Here is a 25,001-nt window from a genome sequence, read left to right as displayed (position 1 = left end):
GTGAGGGGGTGGCAGGCCCGCGGACCACTGCGGGTGCGGAGTTCGGCAATCGGCTCGTTCACTTTGCGCGTCCTGAAGCGAAGGAAAGCCAAAGTATCGTTCCCGCCCTCCGCAGCGGGTGTAGGAGCGTGCCTACGCTTTCGCCACCCGCCTAGGGTTTGCCGAGGTAGACCCGCACGTCCTTCACCTCGACACCCGCGGCGGCCACGGCCGAACGCAGCTGCGCCTCGGTCACGCCCAGCGTCTGGGTCCAGTAGCGCACCTCGTGCGGCTCGTTGACATTGATGCGGGTCCGGTCCTGCGGGCCGCGCTTGTTCGGGTCGTCTGGCATGGCGTGCTTCCTGTGTTCGTGTGTCGATGCAAAGGACGATGCGCGCCCTTGCTGCGCAGCACTGGCGGACGGCGGCGCGGCTCCTTGCAGGAAATGTCCGAAACCGGCGTGCGGATGCCGTGCCCCCGGGCCTTGGCTAGCCGACGGGCCTGGCGGCGCGCGCCTGCAGCTCGCGCTTGAGCACCTTGCCGTTGGCCGTGGTCGGCATGGCGTCGATGGCCTCGATGCGCGCGGGCCGCTTGTAGGGCGACAGGTGCTCCGCAAGGTACGTGCGCAGCGCCGGTTCGTCGAGCGCAGCGCCGGGCTTCATCTCGACGAAGGCGACGATGCGCTCGTTGCCGTCGGCCTCGGGCGCGCCCACCACCGCGCACATGTGCACCCCGGCGAAGCGGCCTATCACCGCCTCGATCTCCGCGGGATACACGTTGAAGCCCGAGCGGATGATCATTTCCTTGAGCCGGCCGACCACGAACAGCGCACCGCCCGCATCGAAGCGCCCGAGGTCGCCGCTCGCATACCAGCCGCCCGGGCGCATGACCTGCGCCGTGGCCGCCGCGTCGCGGAAGTAGCCCAGCATGAGGCCGGGCCCGCGCAGCCAGATCTCGCCGGTCTCGCCCGGCGCCAGGTCCTGGCCACCGGGGCCCACGATGCGCGCCTCGCCGCCCTCGACCACATGGCCCGCGGCCGTGTCCGCGCGTGGTGCCTCGACGCGCGTGAGGAACACCGAGCCCGCGTACTCCGAGAGGCCATAGCCATAATGCAGCGGCTGGCCGAACAGCGCCTCGACGCGCTGCTTGAGTCCCAGGTCGAGCGGCGCCGAACCGGTGTAGACATAGCGAAGCGCCGGAAAGCGCGGCGTGCCGTGCCCGGCCTCGATGTGCGCCAGCAGCCGCGCGTACATCGTGGGCGGCCCCAGCAGGTTCGACACCTGCTCATGCGCCAGCGCATGCAGCATGTCGGCCGGCGAGAAGCTCGCACGCAGCACCAGCGCGGCCCCGCCCGTGAGCGCGGCCATGAGCACCGTGCCAATGCCGAAGATGTGCGTCATCGGCAGGAAGGCGTAGACCCGGTCGCGCTCGCCCAGCGAGCGCACGCTGGCCGACACGCGGCCGAAATGCAGCAGGCCGCGGTGCGACACCATCACGCCCTTCGGCGTACCCGAGGTGCCCGAAGTGAAGATGATGGCCGCGGTGTCCGCGAGCGCCGGGTCGTCCTCCGGCCTGGCCTCGGCGCGCACGGCCGAGCGCATCACGCCGGACAGCGCCGAGGGCACCGCGCCGGCGCGCTGTGCATGCTGGCAAGCAGCCTCCGAGGCATCGGTGGTGAAGCAGCACAGGCGCGCATCGGCACGCTCGGCAATGGCCGCGATCTCGCCGGGCGACATGCGCGCGTTGACCCCGCACGACCATGCGCCGATGCGGCTGCACGCCATGATCAGCGCGACGTGCGCGGCGCAGTTCTCGGCCACGAGCAACACGCGGTCGGTCGGCCGCACGCCGGCGGCACGCAGGTCTTGCGCGGCCGTCTCGGCCATGGCCTGCAGCGCGCCGTACGAGACGGTGCCCGATGGTTCGAAGAGAAAGGCGTCGCCTGGCGATTGCAAGGCGCGCGCTTGGAGCAGTTCGTGGATCCGCGTGGGTGCCGGCATCGCTTATTCCGCCTCGATGCCCTGGGACGCCGTGGCCCAGAGCCTGCGGTCGGCCTGGCCCTTGGCCGCGAGCAGTTCCGCGCCGCCGCTCCAGACCTCGTAGCCCTGTTCGCGCAGCCGATGGGCGATGTCCTCGCGCGCCAGCGCCTTGTGCGCGGCGGCATTCAGGCGCGCGACAAGCGCCGGGTCCATGCGCGCGGGGCCGTAGAGGCCGAACCAGCCGCCCACGTCATAACCGGCCACGCCCGACTCGATCATGGTCGGCACCTCGGGCAGCATGCGGTTGCGCTGGCGCGAAGTGACGGCCAGCGCGCGGATCTTTCCCGACTGGATGAAGGGCCGCGAGGTGGCGATGATGTCGAACATCATGGTCACGGTGCCGCCCATCACGTCGGCCAGCGCAGGTGCGCTGCCCTTGTACGGCACGTGCGTGAGCTGCACGCCCGTCATCTTCTCGAGCAGCGCGCCGCTCAGGTGGTTCGAGGCGCCCACGCCGGCCGAGCCGTAGAACACCTTGCCCGGCCGCGCCTTCGCATAGGCCAGCAGCTCGGCCACGCTGTGCACCGGCAGGTCCTTGTTGACCACCAGCACGTTGGTGTAGTCGACCAGCGGCGCGACGGGCGTCAGGTCCTTCATCGGATCGAAGGGCATCCTGCGCTGGATGTTCGGATTGATGGTGATGGTCGGGCTCGCGCCGAAGAAGAGCGTGGCGCCGTCGGGCGCGGCCTTGGCCACCGCGTCGCCGCCTAGCGAGCCGCTGGCACCGGGGCGGTTGTCCACGATGACCTGCGTGCCGAGTTCCTGGCTCAGCGCGGGCGCGAGCAGGCGCGCCGCGCCGTCCACCGGGCCGCCGGCCGAATAACCGACCACGAGCTTGATGAGAGCTGGCAGCTGTTGCTGTGCCAAGGCGCGTGAAGGCAGTGCAGCCAGCAATGCGCTGCCTGCCAGCGCGGCCATGGCATGGCGCCGTGTGAAGTCGAGGGATTCCATGAGCGTTGTCTCCTGTTGTGTATTTCTTCGGCGGCTCGCATTGCTCAGGCCGGCAGGTCGAGCACCTGCCGCGCGAGGATGTTGCGCTGGATCTCGTTGGTGCCGCCGTAGATCATTGCGGCGGTGGAGCCGATGAGCGGCGACAGCACGTTGAAGCTCTGCCCGTCGAGCACCTGGTCGCCCGCGACGGCGCCCTGCTCTTCGCCGGCCTCGACCAGCAGCGCGCCGATGCGGTGATAGGTTTCGCTGGCCCATATCTTCAGCAGCGACACCGACGCAGGCAGCGGCTGGCCCGCGCGCACGATGTCGGCAAAGCCCGTGTATGCGGCCGACAGGTCGAGCACGTCGAGCCGCAATGCAGCGAAGCGCTGTGCGAACACCGGGTCCGCAAAAAGGCGCCGCGCCTCGGCCAGGCGCGCGAGCTGGCCCAGCGCGTACTGCGACTGCTTGGGGCTGCCGAGGAAGATGCGCTCGAAGCCCAGCAACGCCTTGGCAATCGTCCAGCCGCCATGCAGCTTGCCCACCAGGTTTTCAGCCGGCACCCGCACGTTGTCGAAGAACACTTCGCAGAACTCGGGCTCGCCCGAGAGCGTGTGGATCGGCCGCACCGTGATGCCCGGCGTGCGCAGGTCGCACAGCAGGAAGCTGATGCCCTCCTGCTTGCGCGCGGCCTTGTCGGTGCGCACGAGCATGAAGATGTGGTTGGCATCCTGCGCGAGCGTGGTCCAGATCTTCTGCCCATTGACGATGAAGTGGTCGCCCTCGGTGTCGCGCCCCGCCACGGCCTCGGTGCGCAGCCCGGCCAGGTCGGAGCCCGCGTTGGGCTCCGAATAGCCCTGGCACCACACATGCTCGCCGCTCAGGATGCGCGGCAGGAAGCGCTGCTGCTGCTCGGGCGTGCCATGCTGGATCAGCAGCGGGCCGATCATCACGATGCCCTGGTCCGGCGCGCGCGCCACGCCGTACTGCTCGAGTTCCTCGATCCATGCAATGAGCTTGTCGGCCGGCAGCCCCATGCCGCCATGCGACTGCGGCCAGGCCGGCGCGATCCAGCCCTGTGCCGACAGCGTGAGATACCACTCGCGGATCTCGCTCCAGCGCGCGCGGTGCGACAGGTAGCGCAGCGGCTGCGGATAGCGCTGCTGCAGGAAGGCGCGCACCATGCGCCGGAACTCGGCCTCGGGCATCGCATGCCAGTCGGCACTGCGCGGGAACTCGCCTTCCCACACCGCGGAGCCCGCTCGCGTCTCGCCGCCATCGGCCAGAACGGCATGCCGGCGCTGGTGCGCGGCCACGTTGCCGAGCCACGCCGAAAGGCACAGCGTGCGCTTGTAGTAGAGGCTCAGGTCGCACTCCTGCGTATAGCCGATGGCGCCGTGCATCTGCACCGCCGTGCGCGAGGCCTGCAGCGCCGCGGCGGTGCAGCGGGCATTGACGCGGCTGGCTTCGGCTTCGAGCCGTTCTGCCGGGAGCCCCTGGTCCGCCAGTGCCAGCACTTCGGCGAGGGCTGCCTGCGCCACTTCGAGATGAATGAACATGTCCACGCAGCGGTGCTGCAGCGCCTGGAAGCTGCCGATGGGCTTGCCGAACTGCGAACGGGTGCGCAGGTAGGCCAGCGTCTGCGCGAGCATCGCCTGGCCCACGCCCAGCAGTTCGGCCGCCTGCAGGACCTGGCCGGCCGCGAGCGCATGGCGCAGCACGTCCTGCGCGGCCGGGCCTTCGGCCAGCACCGCGTCCGCCGGCAGCGCCACCTGCTCGAAGCGCAGGCTCGCGGCCTGGCTGCCATCCACCAGCGGCACCAGGGTTTCGCTCACGCCAGTGGTGCCGCGCGGCACCCAAAGCAGCACCGCATCGTCGCTGCCGCGCGCCGACACCAGCCAGCCGCTGGCAGCCGCGCCGGGCAGCACCATGAGCTTCTCGCCCTGCAGCAGCACGCCGCCCGCATGCCCCGCGCGCGGCTCGCAGCCGCAGGCCAGCGGCACGGCGCTCAGGTCGCCGGCGCTCTCCTGCCAGGCCAGCGCCGGCAGGCTGCGGCCCGCGACCAGTTCCGCCAGCAGCGACTGCGCGGCCGGTGCGTCGAGCCGCGCGAGCAGCATCGCGCTCAAGCCCGCCACCGCCAGCAGCGGCTCGGGCGCCACATGCTCGCCCGCGGCCCGCAGGATCTGCGCGGCGCCCGCGAGATCCAGCCCCAGGCCGCCCGCGGATTCGGGTGCCAGCATGCCGGTCCAGCCCAGTTCGGCAATGGCGCTCCAGCCCTGCGCCTCATCGGCATCGGGCCGTTCCATGCGCTCGCGCCGCCGCTGGATGGAACGGCTGCGAACGAAGTAGTCGAGCGCGGCATCGCGCATGGCGGAAAGTGATTCGGTGTCCATCGCCGCAGCGTGACAGAACGGCCCGCCGCGCGGCATTTGCATTTGCCGAAGGGAGGGTTTCGCATTCACAGACCCGCCTCGTGCGAGGGCGGCATAGATTCGGCGCATGACCACCACAAAGATCAAGAAATCCCTGCACACCGCGCTCGGCCACAGCACCCCCGACAGGATCACTGTGCGCGGGCGCGACCTGCCCTCCGAGATCCTGGGCCACCTGAACCTCGGCGACATGGCCTTCCTGGAGCTCACGGGCCGCATCCCGACGCCGCAGGAATCGGTCACCTTCAATGCCATCGTCGTCACGCTGGTCGAGCATGGCGTCACGCCGAGCGCGCTGGCCGCGCGCCTGACCTATGCGGGCGCGCCCGAGGCGCTGCAGGCCGCCGTGGCCGCGGGCCTGTGCGGGCTGGGCACGGTGTTCGTGGGCAGCACCGAGGGCGCGGCGAAGATGCTCTACGAGGCCATTCCCTTCGGCGAGAAGCCGGGGCGGCCGCTCGCCGACATGGCGAAGGACATCGTGGCCGACCACCGCGCGCGCCAGCAGATCGTGCCGGGCCTGGGCCATCCGCTGCACAAGCCGATCGACCCGCGCACGCCGCGCCTGTTCCAGATCGCCGAGGAGAACGGCCTCTCGGGCCACTACGTGGCGCTGATGCAGGCGGTTCAGCAGGAGGCCGAGCGCGTCTCGGGCAAGTCGCTGCCCATCAACGCGACGGGCGCCATCGGCGCGATTGCGGCCGAGTTCGGCTTTCCGTGGAAGATCATCCGCGGCCTGGGTGTGATGGCGCGCGCCATCGGGCTCGTGGGGCACCTCCTCGAGGAGATCGACGACCCGATGACCATCGAGATCTGGCAACGCGTGGAAAAGGAAGCCGGCGGCCCGCGCCAGGATTGAACGAGATGAACAACAGCAACGACACCCGCTTTCCCGACATCCGAGATGCCGTGCGCGACCTGTGCGCGCAGTTTCCCAACGAGTACTTCCGCAAGATCGACGAGGCCCGCGGCTACCCCGCCGAGTTCGTCGAGGCGCTCACCAAGGCCGGCTGGATGGCCGCGCTCATTCCGCAGGAGTACGGCGGCTCGGGCCTCGGGCTCACCGAAGCCTCGGTGATCATGGAAGAGATCAACCGCTGCGGCGGCAACTCGGGCGCCTGCCACGGCCAGATGTACAACATGGGCACGCTGCTGCGCCACGGCAGCGAAGCGCAGAAGCGCGCCTACCTGCCGCGCATCGCCACCGGCGAGCTGCGCCTGCAGTCGATGGGCGTGACCGAGCCCAGCACCGGCACCGACACCACGAAGATCAAGACCACGGCCGTGAAGAAGGGCGACCGCTACGTCGTCAACGGCCAGAAGGTCTGGATCTCGCGCATCCAGCATTCGGACCTGATGATCCTGCTGGCGCGCACCACGCCGCTGGCGGACGTGAAGAAGAAATCCGAGGGCATGTCGATCTTCATCGTCGACCTGCGCGAGGCCATCGGCAAAGGCATGACGGTGCGGCCCATCCTGAACATGGTGAACCATGAGACCAACGAGCTGTTCTTCGAGAACCTCGAGATCCCGGCCGAGAACCTGATCGGCGAAGAGGGCCAGGGCTTCAAGTACATCCTCGACGGCCTCAATGCCGAGCGCACGCTGATCGCGGCCGAATGCATCGGCGACGGCTACTGGTTCATCGACAAGGTCACGGCGTACACCAAGGAGCGCGTGGTGTTCGGCCGGCCCATCGGGCAGAACCAGGGCGTGCAGTTTCCGATTGCCGAGGCCTTCATCGAGATCGAAGCCGCCAACCTCATGCGCTATGAAGCCTGCCGCCTGTTCGATGCGCGCGAGCCCTGCGGTGCACAGGCCAACATGGCGAAGTACCTGGCGGCCAAGGCCAGCTGGGAGGCCGCCAATGCCTGCCTGCAGTTCCATGGCGGCTTCGGCTTTGCCTGCGAATACGACATCGAGCGCAAGTTCCGCGAGACGCGGCTCTACCAGGTGGCGCCGATCTCGACCAACCTCATCCTGAGCTATGTCGCCGAACACATGCTCGGCTTGCCGCGTTCGTTCTGAAGGCACTCCATGACCTCATCGAATCATCCCAGCCGAGAGCTCGCCACCTTCGCCGCCGAACTTCGCTTCGCCGACATTCCGGCCCCCGTGCTGCGCCGCACCGAGGACCTGATGCTCGACTGGCTGGGCTCCGTGCTCGCGGCGCGTGCGGCGCGGCCGGTGCGCAGCATCGAGCGCTTCGCGCAGGTGATGGGGCCGGCCGACGGGCCGAGCGAAATGCTCACGTCGCGCCGCACCACCTCGCCAGTGTTCGCGGCACTGGTCAACGCGGCGGCCTCGCACTATGTGGAGCAGGACGACGTGCACAACGGCTCGGTGTTCCATCCCGCGGCCGTGGTCATCGCGCCCGCGCTGGCCGTGGCGCAGAGCCTTGGCGCCAGCGGTGCGCAACTGCTGACCGCGGTGGTGGCGGGCTACGAGGTCGGCATCCGTGTCGGCGAGTTCCTGGGCCGCTCGCACTACAAGACCTTCCACACCACCGCGACGGCGGGTACGCTGGCTGCGGCTGCCGCCGTGGGCCGCCTGCTCGAGCTCGCGCCGCCGCAGATGCTGCACGCCTTCGGTTCGGCCGGCACGCAGTCGGCGGGCGTATGGGAGTTCCTGCGTGATGCGGCCGACTCCAAGCAGCTGCACTGCGCGCATGCGGCCGCCAGCGGGCTGATGTCGGCCTACCTCGCGCAGGACGGCTTCACGGGCGCGGCAAAGGTGCTCGAGGGTGCGCAGGGCCTGGGCGTGGGCATGTCGAGCGATGCCGATCCGGCACGGCTCACCGACCGCCTCGGCACGCGCTGGGCACTGGCCGAAACCTCGTTCAAGTACCACGCGTCCTGCCGCCACACGCATCCCGCGGCCGATGCGCTGCTGCAGGTGATGGCCGAACACAAGCTCGCGCATGGCGACGTGGCCCGCGTGACCGCGCATGTGCACCAGGGCGCCATCGATGTGCTGGGCCGCGTGACGGTGCCGGCCACCGTGCACCAGGGCAAGTTCTCGATGGGCACGGTGCTGGGCCTGATCGCGGTGCACGGCCGCGCCGGGCTCGGCGAGTTCGATCGCGACTTTCTCGCGCCCGAGGTGGCCGCGTTCCGCGACAAGGTGGAAATGGAACTCGATGCCGAGGTCGACAGCGCCTACCCCGCGCGCTGGATCGGCAAGGTCAGCGTGCGCACCAACGACGGCCGCATACTGGCCGGCCGCGTCGACGAACCCAAGGGCGACCCGGGCAACAGCCTGAGCCGCGCCGAGATCGAGGACAAGATGCAGCGCCTCGCGCACTACGGCGAAGGCGCCACCGCCGACGAGGCGAAGGCGCTGTGCCAGCGCATCTGGCAGCTGGAATCTGCGCCGCGCGTGGGCCGCTGGCTCGGCTGAGGCCGTTCAGGCGAACAGCCGGCCCTGCCCGGTCGAGCGCGCATCAAGGCGCGCGGTGCGCACGAGGTCCCAGAACCCCGCAGGCGAACTCGACACCACGGGCAGCTGCAGCCGCGCTTCCACTTCGCGCACGGCATCGAGCGTGACCAGCCCGCCGCATGAAATGAGGATGCCGTCCGCGCCGGGCTGCGCATCGAACACCCTGAGGCACAGGTCGACCAGCACCTGTGTGGGCACCCGGCCCACGGCCTGCACGTCGGAGATGGCCAGCCCCTCGAGCGCCAGCGGCTCGAAGCCGCTCTGTTCGAGGTAGCGCCGCAGATGGGCGTTGACCTCGTCGATGTAGGCCGTGGCCACCGCCACGCGCCGCACGCCCAGATGGCGCAGCGCGCCGACGATGGCGTTGCTCATGGTCGTGCAGGGCAGTCCGGTGGCGCGCGCCATCTCGACTTCGAGCTGCCGGTTGAACGCGGCGCCGCGGAAGAAGCTCAGCGAGGTGCCCATGAGCGAGACCGCGGCAGCGCCCTCGGCCTTGAGCGCCACCGCCTTCTCGACCACCGAGTCGATCACCTCGGCGTACCCGCGCGTGGAAATTTCGCCAAGGCCCAGGCCCAGCGCGCTGAAGCGGATGCGCTCTCCGTAGAGCAGCGGGCCGTCCACCGGCACCGCGCCGGCGGCCGGCGGCACGATCAGGCCCAGGTGCGGCAGCGCCATCTACTTGCCCTCCGCCACGATGTTCTGCTCGGCAATGATGCGTTGCCAGCGCTTGGTCTCCTCGGCCATGTCCTTGCCGAGCTGCGCCGGCGTGGCGTAGGCGCGCAGCGTGCCCTGCGCGGCCGCCGCGGCGCCGGCCTCGGGCGCATCGAGCACGGTCTTCACCGCGGCCGAGAGCTTGCCGACGATCTCGTCGGGCGTGCCGGCCGGTGCGAGCACGAAGATGCGCGGCGCCACGTCGAAGCCCGGCAGCGCATCGGCCAGCGGCGGCACGCTCTCGGCGCCTTCGAGCCGCGCGGTGTTCATCAGCGCGATCGCGCGCAGCTTGCCGGCCTTGGCCTGCGCCATGCCGGCCGTGGCGCTGACCACGCCGATCGGCACCTGCCCGCCGACCACGTCGGGCACGATCTGCGCGGCGCCCCGGTAGGGCACGTGCACCACGGTGCTGCCGGTCGATTGCTTCAGCATCTCGAAGCCCAGGTGCTGCACCGTGCCGACGCCCGAGGTGGCGAAGGAATAGCGCGCCGGGTTCGCCTTGAGCTCCTTCACCAGCTCGGCCGGCGTCCGGGCCGGAAAGTCGTTGCCGGTGACGATCATCAGCGGCGAGACGAAAGCCCCCGCCACCGGCTTGAAGCTGGTGAGCGGATCGAGGCCGATCTTCGGCTGCAGCAGCTTGGCGATCAGCAGCGCGCTGTCACCCATCATGAGCGTGTAGCCGTCGGGCGCGGCCTTGGCGACGAACTCGGCCGCGATCAGGCCGGCGGCGCCGGTGCGGTTGTCGACCATCACCTGCTGGCCGAGCACCGCCGACAGGCGCGTGCCCAGCAGGCGCGCGACCGCGTCGACGCCGCCGCCGGCCGAATAGCCGACCACGAGTCGGATCGGCTTGTCGGGGTACTTCTGGGCCCAGGCGGCAGGCGCGGCGAGCGCGCCAGCAAGGCCCAGGGCCATGGCAGCACGCAGCGCCTGGCGGCGTGCAGGGCGAACAAGGTCTGTAGCTTTTTTCATCGTGTCTCCAATGGTCATCGATCAGCGGCCGTCTGCGCGGCTTCTTCAAGTGCACCCGCGGGACCGGCTTTGCCGGGCCGCCGGGTGCGCCCCCCAGTGGGGGGAGCGCCAAAGGCGCTTCGGGGGGCGTCCATTCCTAGGCTTTGCCCTTGCCACGCGAAGTGGGCAGCTTCGCGAGCTCGCGCACGCGATCCGCATTGGGCGCGAAGCCCAGGCCCGGCGTCTCGGGCAGCTGCAGCCAGCCGTCCTGCGGCACCGGCAGGCCGTCGAAGACCTGCTTGAGCATCTGCACGGCCACGTAGTGGTATTCGGCCATGCCGCCGTTCGACACGCCCGCATGCAGGTGCATGTTGTGGAAGGGCCAGGCGCCGCCGTTGTCGATCGGCACGTTGAAGGCCTGCGCCATGCCCGCGATCTTCAGGCACTGCGTGTAGCCGCCCGAGATGGTCACGTTGGGCTGCAGCACGTCGGCCGCCTGGTTCACCAGCAGGTCGCGGAAGCGGAAGGCCAGCCCTTCGTTCTGCCCGCAGGCCAGCGGAATGCTGGTGCGTGCGCGCAGCTGGGCCATCTGCCGCACGTCGTTCTGCGTGAGCGGCTCCTCGAAGAAGCTGATGCCGTAGGGCTCGATGCGGCGCGCGAGCTCGGTCGCATGGAACAGGTCGAGGCCGCAGTTGGCGTCGACATACAGCTTCACGTCGGGGCCGACCGCCTCGCGCACGGCAGCCACGCGGCGCACGTCCTCGGCAATGACCTCGTCGATGGGCCGCGGCTCGTCTCGCCGCGCGAGCGCATGGCCGCCGACGGTCATCTTCAGGCGCCGGAAGCCCTGCGAGACCCAGAGCCTGGCGGCGGCGGCGAGCTGGTCGCGCTCGAAGAAGCCGAAGCCGAAGGTCGCATACACCGGCACCTTCGAGCGCGCACCGCCCAGCAGGCGCCACAGCGGCTGGCCGAGTGCTTTGCCCTTGAGGTCCCACAGCGCGATGTCGAGCGCCGCGATGGCGTGGCTCGCGTAGCCGGTCTGGCCGCGCGGCGAGAGCAGCCAGTAGAGCTTCTCCCACAGGCGCTCGGTGGCCATCGGGTCTTCGCCGATCAATGCCGGGCCGGCCACCTCGCGCACGGCAGCGGCGATGATTTCTTCTTCGGTGATGGCCGTCATGCCATGGCCGACAAGGCCGGTGTCGGTCTCGATCTCGGTCAGGCAGAGCGAGAGCGAGGTCTGCTGGTTGAGCCCCAGCACATCGATGGTGACGGGAATGTTCAGCGGCGTGGCGCTGACGCGGATGATCTTCAAGAATGTCTCCTTTTTGCCTTGCTTCGGCTGCACGATTCTTGGTGCGCAGGCCGTGGAGAACAATTCGTTTTTGGCGGGCGCGAGGCTTCGCGCGGCGCGAAGGCTCAGGGATCAGTCCGGCCGGCCGAGATGCTCCAGCACGGAGCGCGCGGCCGCGGTCAGGTCCTGCTGCCGCCGCACGCACAGCAGGTGCCGGCGCACCGCCCACGGCGCATCGAGCTTGAGGCAGCGCAGCTTCAGTATCTGCAGCTGCGGCAGGATGGCCGCGTAGGGCAGCACGCCGATGCCCACGCCCTGCTCCACCATGCGGCACACCATGTCGAAGCTGCCCACCTGCATGCGCACCTTGAGCGGCAGCTGCGCCTCCAGCGCCGCGTTCAGCAGCACGCGGTGCAGCGCCGTGCCTTCGCGCACCACGATATGGTCGTGCCGAAGCACCTCGTCCACGCCGATGCGCTTGCGCCTGGCCAGCGGGTGGTCGCGCGCCACCACCACCGCCAGTTCATCGCTGCGGTAGGGCAGGCATTCGAGCATTTCGGCGGGCGTGTGGCCCTCGATCACGCCGATGTCGGCCAGACCGGCCTGCACAGCCTTCACGACCTCGGTGCTGGCGCGCTCCTGCAGGTCGATCTTGAGCACCGGATGCAGCCGCAGGAAGGAGCCGATCTGCGCGGGCAGGAACTGCGCGATGGTGGACGCGTTGGCCGTGATGCTGACCACGCCCGCCACACCGTTCTGGAAATCGTCGAGCTCGGCGCCCAGCCGGTCCATGGCCGAGAGCACGGCGCGCGCATGCAGCAGCAGGCCATGGCCCGCCGAAGTGAGCGTGACGCCGCGCGCATGGCGCACCAGCAGCGGCAGCCGCGCGCGGGCTTCCAGGTCGGAGATGCGCTTGCTCGCGGCCGCAAGTGCGATGTGGCAGCGCTTGGCGCCTTCGCTGATGCTGCCGTGGTCGGCCACGGCCACGAACAGGCGCAGCGACTTCAGGTCGGCGGACATGGCCTGCGCGCCTTCTTCAGGGCGCAACGAGATGGTCGAACAGCTCGCGCGCCGAGGCCGGCAGCTGCTCGCGGCTGCGCGCGATCAGCTTGAGCTCGCGCTCCGCCCAGGCATCGCTGAGCGCCACGGTCGCGATGCGCATCGCCAGCGACAGCCGCTGCGCCGACGAGGCCGGCAGCACGCCGACGCCCACGCCCGCCTCGATCATCAGGCAGATCGCCTCGAAGCTGCTGACCTGGATGCGCGGGTTGAAGCCGCGGCCGGCCAGCTCGGCCCGGCGCTGCAGGAAGCGGTGGATGGCGCTGCCGTGGTGCAGGCCCACGTGCTGCTCGTCGAGCGTGTCGGCAAAGGCCACCGAGGGCGCACCCGCCAGGTGGTGCGCGGCGGGCACCACCAGCACCAACTGGTTGCGGCCGAAGGGGCGCGCATCGAGCTCGCCGGTGTGCACGTCGCCGGCCAGGATGCCGATGTCGGCCTCGCCATCGGCCACGGCGCGCACGATTTCCTCGCTCAGGTATTCGCGCAGGTCCACCTGCACCGCCGGATGCTGCGTCAGAAAACCGGCCAGCTTCTGCGGCAGGTATTCAGTGATGGAGGTGGTGTTGGCGAACACGCGCACATGGCCCTTGATGCCCTTGCCGAAGTCCTGCATGTCGCAGCGCAGGTGCTCCATCTGCTGCATCACGCGCTTGGCGTGGTAGAGCACCGCCTGCCCCGCGGCCGTGAGGCTCACGCCCTGCGCGCTGCGGTGCAGCAGCTTGCCGCCCACGGCTTCTTCCATCTGCTTGATGCGCGTGGATGCGGCCGCCAGCGAGATGCAGGCCTTCTCGGCGCCGCGCGTGAGGCTGCGCGCGTCCGCCACGTAGACGAACAGTTTCAGGTCGAACAGGTCGAAATGCAGGTTCACCGGGCGTGCGCACCAAAGAGGAAGGAAACGCGCATTGTCCGGCGAATGGCGTCCTGCGTACTCTCTTTCGGGTTTGTCCCCAGGCCCTCAGACCGGATCCCAGCTGAACACGTCGGCCGAACGGTCCAGCGGATGGAAGCTCGCGCGCATGGCGGGCATGGCGTGCTCGGCGATGCTCTCGGGCGTCCAGCCTTCGGAGCGGTGGATGGAGCGCACCGGCCGCGGCTGGCTGATGAGCGAGATCTCGTTGTTGCGCACCGAGAAGATCTGGCCGTTGACCGCGCCGGCCGCATCGCTTGCCAGGTACACCGCGAGCGGCGCCACCTTGGCCGGCGTCATCTGCTTGATCTTGTCGACGCGGGCGCGCTGCTCGTCGGTGTCGGTGGGAATGGCGCCGATCATGCGGCTCCAGGCGAAGGGCGCGATGCAGTTGGAGCGCACGTTGAACTTGAGCATGTCGAGCGCGGTCGACTTCGACAGCGCCACGATGCCGAGCTTGGCCGCCGCATAGTTGGCTTGGCCGTAGTTGCCGATGAGGCCCGAGGTCGAGGTCATGTGCACCATCGCGCCCGAGTTCTGTTCCTTGAAATGCGTGGCGGCCGCGCGGCTCACGTAGAAGGCGCCGTACAGGTGCACCTTGATCACGGCGTCCCATTCGTCGACCGACATCTTGTGGAAGAAGCGGTCGCGCAGGATGCCGGCGTTGTTGACCACCGCATCGATGCGCCCGAAGCTCTCGACCGCGCATTCGACGATGCGCGCCGCGCTGGCCGCATCGGCCACGCTGTCGGTGTTGGGCACGGCCTGGCCGCCCGCGGCGCGGATCTCGTCGACCACCTGCTGCGCAGGGCCGGCGCTGCCGCCCGCGCCGTCGAGCGCGGCGCCGATGTCGTTCACCACCACCTTGGCGCCATGGCTCGCCATGGCCAGCGCGATGTCGCGCCCGATGCCGCCGCCCGCGCCGGTGACGACGACTACTTTTCCTTCAACCATGTGTGTCTGCTCCGGATAGCCGCCCGCAGTGTCGCGGGCAGTTCCAGAATGCCACAGGGGCCGGGCTGCGGGTTCCGGATTTCCGAAGAGGGGCTTCGGCGGCGCCCTCGTCCCTTATTGCCGCGCAGTGCGGATGTTCGGCGGCAGCGCCTGCGGCCAGCTGGTGCGGAACGGGTTGATGTCGAGCCCGCCGCGCCGCGTGTAGCGCGCATACACCGCGAGCTTGTTGGGCTGGCAGCGGCGCCAGATGTCGGTGAACATGCGCTCCACGCAGGGTTCGTGGAACTCGTTGTGGTTGCGAAAGCTCACGATGTACGCGAGCAGGCCGGCCTGGTCGATGGCCGGGCCGCTGTAGCGGATCTGCACGCTGCCCCAGTCGGGCTGGCCGGTGACGAGGCAGTTGCTCTTGAGCAGGCGGCTGGTGAGCGTCTCGTTCACCGGCGGCTGGGTGCTGTCGCTGGACAGCAGTTCGGGCGCAGGCTGGTAGTGGGTGCACTCGATGTCGAGCCGGTCGAGGTCCAGGCCGTCGAGCTCGTGCACCGGCTCGCGGTCGAACAGGTCGGGCGCCAGCAGCTTCACGCCGATGCCGGCCGATTGGTCGCTGCCGCGCCAGAGCGCCTCGGACAGGTCGGCGCGCAGGCGCTCGCGCACAGCCTCAACGCTCGCGAAGGCGCTGCTGTTGAAGCTGTTGAGGTACAGCTTGAACGACTTGCTCTCGATGATGTTGGGCGTTTCGCAGGGAATGGTGAAGTGCGCGATGGCCAGCTGGGGCTTGCCGCGCAGGTTGAGCCAGCTCACCTCGAACGCGGTCCAGAGATCGGCGCCGAAGAAGGGCAGCGCGCCGGCGGCGATGCCCATGGCTTCGCGCTGGGTGCTGCGCGCAATCGGAAAGAGCAAGGAAGGGTCGTACCGGTCGGCATAGGCCGAGGCGCGGCCCAGCTGCGACTGCTCGGGCGTGTTGGGGTTGCCGGGGGGGATGTTGTCGAGGCTCATGGCTTGTGGTGTTCTTCGGCCGCGTGCAGGAACGGCGCGATGTGGTGGGCGAGGATGGCGCAGACCTCGGGCGGCAGGTCATGGCCCATGCCGGGAATGCTGACGAACTTCGCGCCCGGAATGCGCTTGGCGGTGTCCAGCCCGCAGGCCATCGGCACCAGCGCGTCGGCTTCGCCGTGCAGCACCAGCGTCGGGCACTTGATGCGCGGCAGCACTTCGGGGCGGCGCGCGTCGGCGCCAATCGCGAGCATCTGGCGGAACATGCCGGCCGGGCGGTAGGCGCGGCGCATGCTGAAGGTGAGGCGCTCGGCCAAGGCCTCGGTGCTCTGCGGATAGGCGGGGCTCTGGATCAGCCTGAGCAGCCGGACGCTGTGCGCCACCAGCTCGGCCTCGCCGCCGCCCAGGGGCCGGCGCAGCAGCATGGCGGCAACGTCGCTGCGCGGTCCGGGCAGACCCCGCGCACCGCTGGAACTCATGATGCTCACGAGGCTGGTCACGCGCTCGGGCGCTTCGGCGGCCAGGTGCTGCGCGATCATGCCGCCCATCGAGGCGCCGATGATGTGCGCCTGCCTGATGCCCAGCGCGTCGAGCACGCCCAGCGAATCGCGCGCCATGTCCTGCAGGGTGTAGGCCGAACGCACCTGCAGGCCCAGGCGCTGGCGGATGCTCTCCCACACGATGTTGCCGGTGCCCGCATGGTCGAAGCCCTGGCTCAGGCCGATGTCGCGGTTGTCGTGGCGCACCACGCGAAAGCCCGCATCGACCAGCGCCTGCACGAAGTCCTGCGGCCAGCCGACCAGCTGCATGCCCAGGCCCATGATGAGCAGGGCCACGGGGCGGCCTTCGCCGCCGGTGTCGTCGACCTCGATCTGCAATCCGTTGGCCAGCAGCTTCATCGCGCCCTTGTCATTTGAATTCGCGTTCGCGCAGCCATTTGGTGGCCACCCACTTCTCGCCCGCGAGCACGGGCGCGCCGCCATGCAGCGTGCGGGTGGCGGGGTCGGGTTCCTCGTAGCTGAAGAACACGCCGGTGCCGCGCACGGGCGCCACTTCCAGGCCGACGTCGGGGAAGGTGGTGGCACCGCCCTGCCCCGGCTCCTGCAGGTACATCACGAGCGTGGCCACGCGCTGGCCGCCGCGCTTGAGGATGGTGGGCGTGCCGGGCTCGCCGGGATCGAAGTAGTCGTAGTGCGGGCGGTACTGGGCGCCGGGCGCATAGCGCAGGATCTGCAGGCCTTCGCCAAACTCCACCGGCCAGCGCAGCAGCGCGGCAATGCGCTGCTCGAGGCGCGAGACGATCTCGTTCTCGCCGCGCTCGAAGAACATGCCTTCGCTGGTGCGGTCGACGTTGAGCACCTCTCCGCCGGTGCGCGTCTCGACCGTGAGCGAGCGTGCCAGCCGCACCCGCGCCGCGGCGATCAGCCCTTCGCACTCCTCGGGCGACACCAGGTTGCCGAACACGACCACGCGCGGATGCCGCATGGTCTGCAGCACCTGCACGCGGCGGTCGCCCGCGTCAATGTAGAGCGGCGCGCCTTCGAGGTCGGGGCCGGGCATCTCGGTGCGCCGCGGCCTGGCCACCTCCACGTGCGGAAAGCCGGCCTCGAGCTGCGCCAGCGCGAGGTCGGTGGCCGCGTCCTGCCAGCCGGCCGCGCGCATCGAGGCGCGCAGCGCGGGCACCGAATGCCCTGCCGCGAGCTGCGACACCAGCCATTCCCGGAGCTCCGGGCTGATCGGTTGCGACATATCAAGTCTTCCTTCTGAACACCAGCCTTTCGGCGTTGGACACCGTGGCGTCGAAACCATAACCCTCGAGATCGAATTTTTCCAGCGCCTTGGGCGTGGCGGCCTTGTGCAGCGCCGCCCAGCGCGCGAGCAGGCCGCGGGCGCGCTTGGCATAGAAGCTCACGATCTTGTACCTGTCGCCCTTCCATTCCTCGAACACGCATTCGACCACGCGCGCCTTGAGCGCCTTCCGGTCCACCGACTTGAAGTACTCCTGCGAGGCCACATTGACCACGACCGGCGTGCGGTCGGCCGCCAGGCGCTGGTTCAGGTGCTCCGCAATGCGCGAGCCCCAGAAGGCATACAGGTCCTTGCCATGGCGATTGGCAAGCGGCGTGCCCATCTCGAGCCGGTAGGGCTGCAGCAGGTCGAGCGGGCGCAAGAGGCCGTAGAGGCCGCTCAGGATGCACACGTGCTCCTGCGCCCAGGCCAGTTGCGCGGGCGTGAGCGAGCGCGCGTCCAGGCCCCCGTAGACGTCGCCGTCGAACGCGAAGGCGGCCTGGCGGGCGTTCCTGGGCGTGCTCTTGCCGGACCAGGCCTGGTAGCGCGCCACGTTGAGCGCAGAGAGCTTGTCGGACAGGTGCATGAGCTCCGAGATCTGCTGCGGCGACTTCTCGCGCAGCAGCCTGATCAGTTCGGCCGAGGGGCCGCGAGGGGCTTCGAAATGGGGTTGGGTGGCGGGGATTTCGGCGGGAACGGGGGTGTCGTAGTCGAGCGATTTCGCAGGGGAGAGCAGGAAGAGCATCCCGGAATTATGTGGGGTGGGGCTGCCCCGGGGCGGCCCCGGTAAAATCGCCGGCTATCCCATCTTGTCCCCACGGCACCCCCGAAGGCGCCGCTTCTGCATTTCCCATGAGCGAACCCACCACCCCTTCCGCCCAGCCTGGACTGGAGAGCCTCTCCAAGTCGTTCGAACCCGCCGCCATCGAGGCGCACTGGGGCCCCGAATGGGAGCAGCGCGGCTACGCCAAGGCCGGTTTCCGCGGCACGCAGCAGCCCAAGGAAGGCGCCGATTCGTTCGCGATCCAGCTGCCGCCGCCCAACGTGACGGGCACGCTGCACATGGGCCATGCCTTCAACCAGACCATCATGGACAGCCTGGCACGCTACCACCGCATGAAGGGCGACAACACGCTGTGGGTGCCGGGCACCGACCATGCGGGCATCGCAACGCAGATCGTGGTGGAGCGCCAGCTGCAGGAGCAGAAGATCAGCCGCCATGACCTGGGCCGCAAGAATTTCGTGGCACGCGTGTGGGAATGGAAGGAAAAATCGGGCAACACCATCACCGAGCAGATGCGCCGCATGGGCGACACGGTCGACTGGAGCCGCGAATACTTCACGATGGACGACGACCTCTCGAAGGTGGTCACGCAGACTTTTGTCTCGCTCTACGAGGAAGGCCTGATCTACCGCGGCAAGCGCCTGGGCAACTGGGACCCGGTGCTCAAGACCTCGGTGAGCGACCTCGAAGTGGAAAGCGAAGAGGAAGACGGCTCGCTCTGGCACATTGCCTACCCCCTCGAAGACGGCAGCGGCACACTGACCGTGGCCACCACGCGGCCCGAGACCATGCTCGGCGACACCGCCGTGATGGTCCACCCCGAAGACGAGCGCTACAGGCACCTGATCGGCCAGCGCGTGAAGCTGCCGCTCGTGGATCGGCTGATTCCCATCATTGCCGACGACTACGTCGACAAGGAATTCGGCACCGGCGTGGTCAAGGTCACGCCCGCGCACGACTACAACGACTATGCCGTCGGCCAGCGCCACAAGCTCGAGCTGATCGGCATCCTCGCGCTCGACGCCACCATCAACGACAACGCGCCCGAGAAATACCGCGGCATGGACCGCTTCGTGGCGCGCAAGGCCATCGTGGCCGACCTCGAGGCGCTCGGCCTGCTGGTCGAGGTGAAGAAGCACAAGCTGATGGTGCCGCGCTGCGCGCGCTCCGGCGCCATCGTCGAGCCGATGCTCACCGACCAGTGGTACGTGGCCATGACGCGCCCCGGCGCCGACGGCCAGTCGATCGCGCAGAAGGCCATCGACGTGGTGAAGACCGGCGAGGTGCGCTTCGTGCCCGAGAACTGGGTCAACACCTACAACCACTGGATGGAGAACATCCAGGACTGGACCATCTCGCGCCAGCTCTGGTGGGGCCACCAGATCCCCGCCTGGTACGACGAAGACGGCAAGGTGTACGTCGCGCACGACGAGGCCGAGGCGCAGGCCAAGGCACCGGGCAAGACGCTTCGCCGCGACGAGGACGTGCTCGACACCTGGTATTCGTCGGCGCTGGTGCCCTTCTCCTCGCTCGGCTGGCCCGCGAAGACTGAAGACCTCGCGCTGTACCTGCCCTCCACGGTGCTCGTGACGGGCTACGACATCATCTTCTTCTGGGTCGCCCGGATGATCATGATGACCAAGCACTTCACCGGCAAGGTGCCGTTCAAGGACGTGTACATCCACGGCCTGGTGCGCGATGCGCAGGGCAAGAAGATGAGCAAGTCCGAAGGCAACGTGCTCGACCCGGTCGACCTGATCGACGGCATCGCACTGCCCGAGCTGCTCGACAAGCGCACGCAGGGTTTGCGCAAGCCCGAGACCGCGCCCGCGGTGCGCAAGAACACGCAGAAGGAATTTCCCGAAGGCATTCCGGCCTTCGGCGCCGATGCGCTGCGCTTCACCTTCGCATCGCTCGCCTCGCTCGGCCGCAGCATCAACTTCGACAGCAAGCGCTGCGAGGGCTACCGCAACTTCTGCAACAAGCTCTGGAACGCCACGCGCTTCGTGCTGATGAACTGCGAAGGACAGGACTGTGGCCTGCGCGAGCACACGAAGGAAGAATGCAAGGTCGGCGGACCGGCGCACGGCTACCTGAAGTTCAGCCGCGCCGATTTCTGGATCGCCTCGCAGCTGCAGCGCGTCGAGGCCGAAGTGGCCAAGGGCTTCGAGGAATACCGGCTCGACAACGTGGCCAACGCCATCTACCAGTTCGCCTGGGACGAGTTCTGCGACTGGTACCTGGAAATCGCGAAGGTGCAGATCCAGACCGGCGACGATGCGCAGAAACGCGCCACGCGCCGCACGCTGATCCGCACGCTCGAGGCCTTGCTGCGCCTCGCGCATCCGGTGATTCCGTTCATCACCGAGGAGCTCTGGCAGAAGGTGGCGCCCGTCGCCGGACGCGAGGGCGAATCGATCATGATCGCGGCCTACCCCAAGAGCCAGCCCGAGAAGATCGACGAAGCGGCCGAAGCGCATGTGGCGCGCCTGAAGGCGCTGGTCGATGCCTGCCGCACGCTGCGCGGCGAAATGAACGTGTCGCCCGCGGTGCGCCTGCCGCTCTATGCTGTGGCCGACGATGCCGAGGGCGCGGCCTTCCTGCGCGATGCGGCGCCGGTGCTGCAGGCCCTCGCCAAGCTCAAGGAAGTGAAGGTCTTCGACGACGAGGCTTCGTGGTCGGCGGCGGCCGAAGCGGCGCCCGTGGCCGTGGTCGGCACGGCGCGCCTGTGCCTGCACATGGAGATCGACAAGGCCGCCGAGCGCGCGCGCATCGGCAAGGAAATTGCTCGCATCGAGGGCGAGATCCTCAAGGTGAACGGCAAGCTTGGAAACGAAGCCTTTGTGGCTAAGGCACCGCCGGCCGTGATCGAACAGGAGCGCAAGCGCCTGGCCGATTTCAGCACCACGCTGGAGCGTCTTCGCGACCAGCTTGTGCGTCTCGGCTGACACACGTGGGTCTGGGCAAGGTTTAGCATGGCAACGACGGCATTTCCATGCCGCCGTTGAGCCATCAAACCTTCTTCTTCAACTGAACGAACAGACGCCCAAATTGTCCATGCCCACTCCCTCGACACGCATCCGCAAGGCCGTATTTCCTGTTGCAGGTTTCGGCACCCGCTTTCTGCCCGCCACCAAGGCGCAGCCCAAGGAAATGCTGCCGGTTGTCGACAAGCCACTCATCCAGTACGCGGTTGAGGAAGCCTACGCGGCGGGCATTCGCGACATGATTTTCGTAACTGGTCGAAACAAACGTGCCATCGAAGACCACTACGACACCGCCTACGAACTCGAAAGCCAACTCGAGGCCAGCGGCAAGCTCGAACTGCTCAACATCGCGCGCTCGGTCATGCCCGACGACATGACCTGCTCCTACGTGCGCCAGCCGCGCATGCTCGGGCTCGGCCATGCGGTGCTGTGCGCCGAACACCTCGTGGGCAACGAGCCCTTCGCCGTGCTGCTGGCCGACGACCTGATGGTCGGCCCCGTGGGCGGCGCACCTGTGCTCGCGCAGATGACGGCCGCCTTCGGCAAGCTCGGTGCTTCAGTGCTCGCGGTGCAGGAAGTGCCGCTCGAACACGTCAAGCGCTACGGCATCGTGGCGGGCGAATCCATCGGCGACGATCTCGTGAAGGTCGATCGCATGATCGAGAAGCCTTCGCCGGACAAGGCTCCCTCGCGCCTCGGCGTGGCGGGCCGCTACATCCTCACGCCCGGTGTGTTCGACGAGATCCGCAACCAGCCCAAGGGCGCGGGCGGCGAGATCCAGCTCACCGACGGCATCGCGGCGCTGATGAAGAAGGAATCGGTCTACGCCTATGCCTACAAGGGCATCCGCTACGATTGCGGCAGCAAGGAAGGCTTCCTGCAAGCGTCGGTGGAGCTTGCACTCGCGCACCCCGAGGTCGGTGCGCAGTTCCGCGAATACCTCAAAAGCCTGGAGCTCTGAAGAAAAAGGGCCCCGACGGGGCCCTATTCTTTTGTTCCGGTCAGCGCCTCTTCAGCACATGGATGAAGTCGCTGCCGATCGTCTGCTGCTCGACCAGCTCGTTGCCGGTCTGGCGCGCAAAGGCCTGGAAGTCGCGCACCGACCCTGGGTCGGTCGACACCACCTTCAGCAGCTGGCCGCTCGCCATGTCGTTGAGCGATTTCTTGGCCTTGAGAATGGGCAGCGGGCAGTTCAGGCCCCGCGTGTCGAGTTCGCGATCAACCTGCATTCTTCGGCTCCTCGGGCGGCAGGTTCAAGCCGCGCCGCCGCTCCTCGTTTTCCGCCGCGGTAAAGAACACCGGCTCGTGCCCCCGGGTGCGCAGCCAGTCGGCCAGCGCATAGCCGGTGCCCGCGGGCCAGCACTTGAGGTCGGGCAGGTCGTAGAGGCGGTAGTCCAGCAGCTCGGGCGAAAGCTTCACCTCGCCATCGGCCACCACGTGGTAGGCGATGATGATCTGGTTCATGCGCTGGAAGTCGTACGCGCCGACCAGCTTGGCCGCGCTCACGTCGAGGTTGGTTTCTTCCTTGACCTCGCGCGCAATGCCTTCCTCGGGCGTTTCGCCGGCTTCCATGAAGCCGGTGATCAGCGCGTACATCTTCACGGGCCATGCGGCGTTTCGCGCCAGCAGCACCTTGCCTCGGTATTCGACGATGGCCGCGAGCACGGGCGTGGGATTGTTCCAGTGCGTGTGGCCGCAGGAGGGGCAGCGCAGGCGCTCCTTGGGACCGCCGTCTTCCATCAGCGCGATCCATTCGAGCGGCGTGGCACAGGCCTGGCAGAACTTGGGATGGGCCATGGCTTCGATCAGGCAGGAAACACGCCGGTCGACAGATAGCGGTCGCCGCGGTCGCAGACCACGAACACGATGGTCGCGTTCTCGACCGTCTTGGCAACCTCGAGCGCCACCCAGAGCGCGCCGGCCGCGGAGATGCCGCCGAAGATGCCCTCTTCGCGCGCGAGGCGCCGGCACATTTCCTCGGCATTGTCCTGGCTCACGCTGATCTCCTCGTCGACGCGGCTCGGTTCGTAGATCTTGGGCAGGTATTCGGCCGGCCACTTGCGGATGCCCGGAATGCGCGAACCTTCGGCCGGCTGCGCGCCGATGATGCGCACCGCGGGGTTCTTTTCCTTCAGGAAGCGCGAGACGCCGGTGATGGTGCCGGTGGTGCCCATGGCGCTCACGAAATGCGTGATCTTGCCCTTGGTGTCGGCCCAGATCTCGGGGCCGGTGGTCTCGTAGTGGATGCGCGGGTTGTCGGCGTTGGCGAACTGGTCAAGCACCCGGCCCTTGCCCTGCGCCACCATCTGCTCGGCCAGGTCGCGCGCGTATTCCATGCCGCCGCTCTTGGGCGTGAGCACCAGTTCGGCGCCGAAGGCCTTCATGGTCTGGGCGCGCTCGACGGACAGGTCCTCCGGCATGATCAGCACCATGCGGTAGCCCTTGATGGCCGCAGCCATGGCCAGCGCGATGCCGGTGTTGCCCGAGGTGGCTTCGATCAGCGTGTCGCCGGGCTTGATTTCGCCGCGCTCCTCGGCGCGCTTGATCATCGAGAGCGCGGGGCGGTCCTTCACCGAGCCCGCGGGATTGTTGCCTTCCAGCTTGCCCAGGATGACATTGCCGCGCCTGGCGTTCTCGGCCGCATCGATGCGTTGCAGTGCCACCAGGGGGGTCTTGCCGATGGCGTCTTCGATCGTCGGATAATTCATGGCAACGCCCGCATGGCCGCCCAAAGGGCGTTGAGCGCCCCCTCGGGGGGCAGCGAATACACGAAGTGATGAGCGTGGGGGCAATTCATATTGCCACTGTGCCATAATTTTGGGCTTCCTTCCGGATGTGCCCGGGTGGTGAAATTGGTAGACGCAGGGGACTCAAAATCCCCCACCGAAAGGTGTGCCGGTTCGATTCCGGCCCCGGGCACCACGTCGACACGGCGTATTTGGCGATAGTTTTTTCGCCAGCATTGCTCCAACCGTCCCGCATCTGTTTCGCGACGTGTTCCGCAAATTGAAAACCTCCCGCAGGGGTTGATCGATTCGCCGCTTCGACCGCCGCCACGATCGTCTCTCTCTCTTTTTTAGTCCGGCCGCCCTTCTCTTGCCCCACTCACGCCACCGGTGCGTTGGAGCCGGCCCGGTCGTGAGCAAGTCAGTGGTCGCGGGTTCAACGTCCCGATTTCCGCTGGATGCCGGCCCGCGCACACGCCACCCCAGGTCCTACATCCGGGCTCGCTTTGGCAGAGCAGAACTTTGATGCCCGGCGCTGACTCGCGCACCGCGACAGTCAAGCTCGGCAAGGAGAATCGAAATGAACCACACAAGACGCCTTCTGACCACCGGCCTCGCCCTTTCCGGCGTATTCGGCTTTATCGATGCGAGCTTCGCCAAGGGAAAGCATCACCAGCACAATGGCGCGAAATTGGTGGGCGACAAGCTCAAGAGCAACGGCCAGCACGTCATCGACAAGAGCGGGCCGCACACGGTCTCCGTGGACATCAAAGACGCAAAGATTGCTGCGTTCCACGTCAAGCATGCAAACAAGGGCGATCTGCCGGTCAAGAAATACAAGACGAACAAGAAGCTGGCCCGGGCGGACGGAATGCAATACGCCACCTTCATCCAGGTTCAAGACACATACCTGGGAATGACATACATCGGGTACAGCTATGTCGACGACTACGGCGACGAGCAGATCTACTGGTATCCCTATGACATGATCCTGGATGGGGACACCGGTGCGGTCGAGTACGTTGCTGTCTGAACCCG

General features: G+C 68.2%; 23 protein-coding genes and 1 tRNA gene. 7 read left to right on the top strand and 17 right to left on the bottom strand.

The features are described 5' to 3' along the window. Nucleotides 1-151: 151 nt before the first annotated feature. The 4 genes from FB547_RS08535 to FB547_RS08520 all read right to left on the bottom strand — a co-directional run bounded on the left by FB547_RS08535 (nucleotide 152) and on the right by FB547_RS08520 (nucleotide 5,341). Nucleotides 152-331 carry a DUF3606 domain-containing protein gene (locus FB547_RS08535; protein ID WP_145741297.1) on the bottom strand — a complete coding sequence of 60 codons (180 nt, stop codon included), beginning with the start codon at nucleotides 329-331 and terminating at the stop codon, nucleotides 152-154. 136 nt (nucleotides 332-467) lie between these two features. Beyond that, nucleotides 468-1,979: a class I adenylate-forming enzyme family protein gene (locus FB547_RS08530; protein ID WP_145741296.1), complete on the bottom strand. Its 1,512-nt coding sequence runs from the start codon at nucleotides 1,977-1,979 to the stop codon at nucleotides 468-470. Between the two features lie 3 nt (nucleotides 1,980-1,982). Beyond that, the gene (locus tag FB547_RS08525; RefSeq protein WP_145741294.1) at nucleotides 1,983-2,969 is read right to left on the bottom strand and encodes a Bug family tripartite tricarboxylate transporter substrate binding protein; all 987 of its coding nucleotides are present in this window, start codon (nucleotides 2,967-2,969) and stop codon (nucleotides 1,983-1,985) included. Between the two features lie 44 nt (nucleotides 2,970-3,013). Further along, complete coding sequence (locus FB547_RS08520) at nucleotides 3,014-5,341, bottom strand: acyl-CoA dehydrogenase (protein ID WP_145741292.1); 2,328 nt, start codon at nucleotides 5,339-5,341, stop codon at nucleotides 3,014-3,016. A 106-nt stretch (nucleotides 5,342-5,447) separates the two neighbouring features. Between FB547_RS08520 and FB547_RS08515 the strand changes: the two genes are divergently transcribed. Genes FB547_RS08515 through FB547_RS08505 form a run of 3 tightly spaced genes read left to right on the top strand, consistent with a single transcriptional unit; the run spans nucleotide 5,448 to nucleotide 8,776 of the window. Further along, nucleotides 5,448-6,236, top strand: a complete 789-nt coding sequence (locus tag FB547_RS08515) for a citryl-CoA lyase (protein ID WP_145741290.1) — start codon at nucleotides 5,448-5,450, stop codon at nucleotides 6,234-6,236. Between the two features lie 5 nt (nucleotides 6,237-6,241). Further along, nucleotides 6,242-7,405, top strand: coding sequence for an acyl-CoA dehydrogenase family protein (locus FB547_RS08510; protein WP_145741289.1), 1,164 nt, complete (start codon nucleotides 6,242-6,244; stop codon nucleotides 7,403-7,405). A gap of 9 nt (nucleotides 7,406-7,414) precedes the next feature. After that, nucleotides 7,415-8,776: an MmgE/PrpD family protein gene (locus FB547_RS08505; protein WP_145741287.1), complete on the top strand. Its 1,362-nt coding sequence runs from the start codon at nucleotides 7,415-7,417 to the stop codon at nucleotides 8,774-8,776. A gap of 6 nt (nucleotides 8,777-8,782) precedes the next feature. Here FB547_RS08505 and FB547_RS08500 read toward each other — a convergent pair whose 3' ends face one another. From FB547_RS08500 to yaaA, 10 genes are all read right to left on the bottom strand, one after another. Continuing rightward, the gene (locus FB547_RS08500) at nucleotides 8,783-9,490 is read right to left on the bottom strand and encodes an aspartate/glutamate racemase family protein (protein WP_145741285.1); all 708 of its coding nucleotides are present in this window, start codon (nucleotides 9,488-9,490) and stop codon (nucleotides 8,783-8,785) included. Beyond that, a complete protein-coding gene (locus FB547_RS08495) occupies nucleotides 9,491-10,498 on the bottom strand; it encodes a Bug family tripartite tricarboxylate transporter substrate binding protein (protein ID WP_225613327.1) in 1,008 nt (335 codons plus the stop codon). 136 nt (nucleotides 10,499-10,634) lie between these two features. After that, the gene (locus tag FB547_RS08490; protein WP_145741284.1) at nucleotides 10,635-11,789 is read right to left on the bottom strand and encodes a mandelate racemase/muconate lactonizing enzyme family protein; all 1,155 of its coding nucleotides are present in this window, start codon (nucleotides 11,787-11,789) and stop codon (nucleotides 10,635-10,637) included. A 111-nt stretch (nucleotides 11,790-11,900) separates the two neighbouring features. Further along, complete coding sequence (locus FB547_RS08485) at nucleotides 11,901-12,788, bottom strand: LysR family transcriptional regulator (protein ID WP_145741282.1); 888 nt, start codon at nucleotides 12,786-12,788, stop codon at nucleotides 11,901-11,903. A 16-nt stretch (nucleotides 12,789-12,804) separates the two neighbouring features. Next, the gene (locus FB547_RS08480; protein WP_145741281.1) at nucleotides 12,805-13,695 is read right to left on the bottom strand and encodes a LysR substrate-binding domain-containing protein; all 891 of its coding nucleotides are present in this window, start codon (nucleotides 13,693-13,695) and stop codon (nucleotides 12,805-12,807) included. Between the two features lie 87 nt (nucleotides 13,696-13,782). Beyond that, nucleotides 13,783-14,688 carry an SDR family NAD(P)-dependent oxidoreductase gene (locus FB547_RS08475; RefSeq protein WP_145741279.1) on the bottom strand — a complete coding sequence of 302 codons (906 nt, stop codon included), beginning with the start codon at nucleotides 14,686-14,688 and terminating at the stop codon, nucleotides 13,783-13,785. Nucleotides 14,689-14,802: 114 nt separating this feature from the next. Next, the gene (gene queF / locus FB547_RS08470; protein WP_145741277.1) at nucleotides 14,803-15,681 is read right to left on the bottom strand and encodes an NADPH-dependent 7-cyano-7-deazaguanine reductase QueF; all 879 of its coding nucleotides are present in this window, start codon (nucleotides 15,679-15,681) and stop codon (nucleotides 14,803-14,805) included. After that, on the bottom strand, nucleotides 15,678-16,577 hold the full coding sequence (locus tag FB547_RS08465) for an alpha/beta fold hydrolase (RefSeq protein WP_145741276.1): 900 nt from the start codon (nucleotides 16,575-16,577) through the stop codon (nucleotides 15,678-15,680). Before FB547_RS08465 ends, queF begins: the two co-directional genes overlap by 4 nt. A 10-nt stretch (nucleotides 16,578-16,587) precedes the next feature. After that, nucleotides 16,588-17,427, bottom strand: coding sequence for a 2OG-Fe(II) oxygenase (locus tag FB547_RS08460; protein WP_145741274.1), 840 nt, complete (start codon nucleotides 17,425-17,427; stop codon nucleotides 16,588-16,590). Nucleotide 17,428: 1 nt separating this feature from the next. Further along, a complete protein-coding gene (gene yaaA, locus FB547_RS08455) occupies nucleotides 17,429-18,211 on the bottom strand; it encodes a peroxide stress protein YaaA (protein ID WP_145741273.1) in 783 nt (260 codons plus the stop codon). A 107-nt stretch (nucleotides 18,212-18,318) separates the two neighbouring features. On the opposite strand from yaaA, the gene FB547_RS08450 reads away from it, so the two are divergent. Further along, the gene (locus tag FB547_RS08450; protein WP_145741271.1) at nucleotides 18,319-21,198 is read left to right on the top strand and encodes a valine--tRNA ligase; all 2,880 of its coding nucleotides are present in this window, start codon (nucleotides 18,319-18,321) and stop codon (nucleotides 21,196-21,198) included. A 109-nt stretch (nucleotides 21,199-21,307) separates the two neighbouring features. After that, the gene (galU, locus tag FB547_RS08445) at nucleotides 21,308-22,198 is read left to right on the top strand and encodes a UTP--glucose-1-phosphate uridylyltransferase GalU (RefSeq protein ID WP_145741270.1); all 891 of its coding nucleotides are present in this window, start codon (nucleotides 21,308-21,310) and stop codon (nucleotides 22,196-22,198) included. A gap of 40 nt (nucleotides 22,199-22,238) precedes the next feature. On the opposite strand, the gene FB547_RS08440 is transcribed toward galU, so the two are convergent. From FB547_RS08440 to cysM, 3 genes are read right to left on the bottom strand one after another with little or no spacing between them, the layout of a single operon-like run. After that, nucleotides 22,239-22,466, bottom strand: coding sequence for a sulfurtransferase TusA family protein (locus tag FB547_RS08440; protein WP_145741268.1), 228 nt, complete (start codon nucleotides 22,464-22,466; stop codon nucleotides 22,239-22,241). Further along, nucleotides 22,456-23,034 carry an NUDIX hydrolase gene (locus FB547_RS08435; RefSeq protein WP_145741266.1) on the bottom strand — a complete coding sequence of 193 codons (579 nt, stop codon included), beginning with the start codon at nucleotides 23,032-23,034 and terminating at the stop codon, nucleotides 22,456-22,458. Before FB547_RS08435 ends, FB547_RS08440 begins: the two co-directional genes overlap by 11 nt. An 8-nt stretch (nucleotides 23,035-23,042) precedes the next feature. Continuing rightward, nucleotides 23,043-23,945 carry a cysteine synthase CysM gene (gene cysM, locus FB547_RS08430; RefSeq protein ID WP_145741265.1) on the bottom strand — a complete coding sequence of 301 codons (903 nt, stop codon included), beginning with the start codon at nucleotides 23,943-23,945 and terminating at the stop codon, nucleotides 23,043-23,045. Nucleotides 23,946-24,074: 129 nt separating this feature from the next. On the opposite strand from cysM, the gene FB547_RS08425 reads away from it, so the two are divergent. Both FB547_RS08425 and FB547_RS08420 read left to right on the top strand, forming a co-directional pair. After that, nucleotides 24,075-24,159: transfer RNA gene (locus FB547_RS08425), tRNA-Leu, on the top strand. A 384-nt stretch (nucleotides 24,160-24,543) separates the two neighbouring features. Next, nucleotides 24,544-24,996 (top strand): hypothetical protein, encoded by a 453-nt coding sequence (locus FB547_RS08420; RefSeq protein WP_145741263.1) that lies wholly within the window; start codon nucleotides 24,544-24,546, stop codon nucleotides 24,994-24,996. The last annotated feature ends 5 nt before the right edge of the window (nucleotides 24,997-25,001 follow it).

The organism is Variovorax beijingensis (genome assembly GCF_007828835.1).
GTDB classification, from domain to species: Bacteria; Pseudomonadota; Gammaproteobacteria; order Burkholderiales; family Burkholderiaceae_C; genus Variovorax; species Variovorax beijingensis_A.
This window is presented reverse-complemented; position numbering and strand designations above follow the sequence as displayed.

What these genes read in the sequence shown, in the direction of transcription:
- FB547_RS08495 (WP_225613327.1), bottom strand. Translation starts at nt 10,498, where the DNA reads ATGAAAAAAGCTACAGACCTTGTTCGCCCTGCACGCCGCCAGGCGCTG.
- FB547_RS08530 (WP_145741296.1), bottom strand. Translation starts at nt 1,979, where the DNA reads ATGCCGGCACCCACGCGGATCCACGAACTGCTCCAAGCGCGCGCCTTG.
- FB547_RS08525 (WP_145741294.1), bottom strand. Translation starts at nt 2,969, where the DNA reads ATGGAATCCCTCGACTTCACACGGCGCCATGCCATGGCCGCGCTGGCA.
- FB547_RS08515 (WP_145741290.1), top strand. Translation starts at nt 5,448, where the DNA reads ATGACCACCACAAAGATCAAGAAATCCCTGCACACCGCGCTCGGCCAC.
- FB547_RS08465 (WP_145741276.1), bottom strand. Translation starts at nt 16,577, where the DNA reads ATGAAGCTGCTGGCCAACGGATTGCAGATCGAGGTCGACGACACCGGC.
- queF (WP_145741277.1), bottom strand. Translation starts at nt 15,681, where the DNA reads ATGAGCCTCGACAACATCCCCCCCGGCAACCCCAACACGCCCGAGCAG.
- galU (WP_145741270.1), top strand. Translation starts at nt 21,308, where the DNA reads ATGCCCACTCCCTCGACACGCATCCGCAAGGCCGTATTTCCTGTTGCA.
- FB547_RS08510 (WP_145741289.1), top strand. Translation starts at nt 6,242, where the DNA reads ATGAACAACAGCAACGACACCCGCTTTCCCGACATCCGAGATGCCGTG.
- FB547_RS08505 (WP_145741287.1), top strand. Translation starts at nt 7,415, where the DNA reads ATGACCTCATCGAATCATCCCAGCCGAGAGCTCGCCACCTTCGCCGCC.
- yaaA (WP_145741273.1), bottom strand. Translation starts at nt 18,211, where the DNA reads ATGCTCTTCCTGCTCTCCCCTGCGAAATCGCTCGACTACGACACCCCC.
- FB547_RS08460 (WP_145741274.1), bottom strand. Translation starts at nt 17,427, where the DNA reads ATGTCGCAACCGATCAGCCCGGAGCTCCGGGAATGGCTGGTGTCGCAG.
- FB547_RS08475 (WP_145741279.1), bottom strand. Translation starts at nt 14,688, where the DNA reads ATGGTTGAAGGAAAAGTAGTCGTCGTCACCGGCGCGGGCGGCGGCATC.
- FB547_RS08440 (WP_145741268.1), bottom strand. Translation starts at nt 22,466, where the DNA reads ATGCAGGTTGATCGCGAACTCGACACGCGGGGCCTGAACTGCCCGCTG.
- FB547_RS08420 (WP_145741263.1), top strand. Translation starts at nt 24,544, where the DNA reads ATGAACCACACAAGACGCCTTCTGACCACCGGCCTCGCCCTTTCCGGC.
- cysM (WP_145741265.1), bottom strand. Translation starts at nt 23,945, where the DNA reads ATGAATTATCCGACGATCGAAGACGCCATCGGCAAGACCCCCCTGGTG.
- FB547_RS08500 (WP_145741285.1), bottom strand. Translation starts at nt 9,490, where the DNA reads ATGGCGCTGCCGCACCTGGGCCTGATCGTGCCGCCGGCCGCCGGCGCG.
- FB547_RS08435 (WP_145741266.1), bottom strand. Translation starts at nt 23,034, where the DNA reads ATGGCCCATCCCAAGTTCTGCCAGGCCTGTGCCACGCCGCTCGAATGG.
- FB547_RS08535 (WP_145741297.1), bottom strand. Translation starts at nt 331, where the DNA reads ATGCCAGACGACCCGAACAAGCGCGGCCCGCAGGACCGGACCCGCATC.
- FB547_RS08520 (WP_145741292.1), bottom strand. Translation starts at nt 5,341, where the DNA reads ATGGACACCGAATCACTTTCCGCCATGCGCGATGCCGCGCTCGACTAC.
- FB547_RS08450 (WP_145741271.1), top strand. Translation starts at nt 18,319, where the DNA reads ATGAGCGAACCCACCACCCCTTCCGCCCAGCCTGGACTGGAGAGCCTC.
- FB547_RS08485 (WP_145741282.1), bottom strand. Translation starts at nt 12,788, where the DNA reads ATGTCCGCCGACCTGAAGTCGCTGCGCCTGTTCGTGGCCGTGGCCGAC.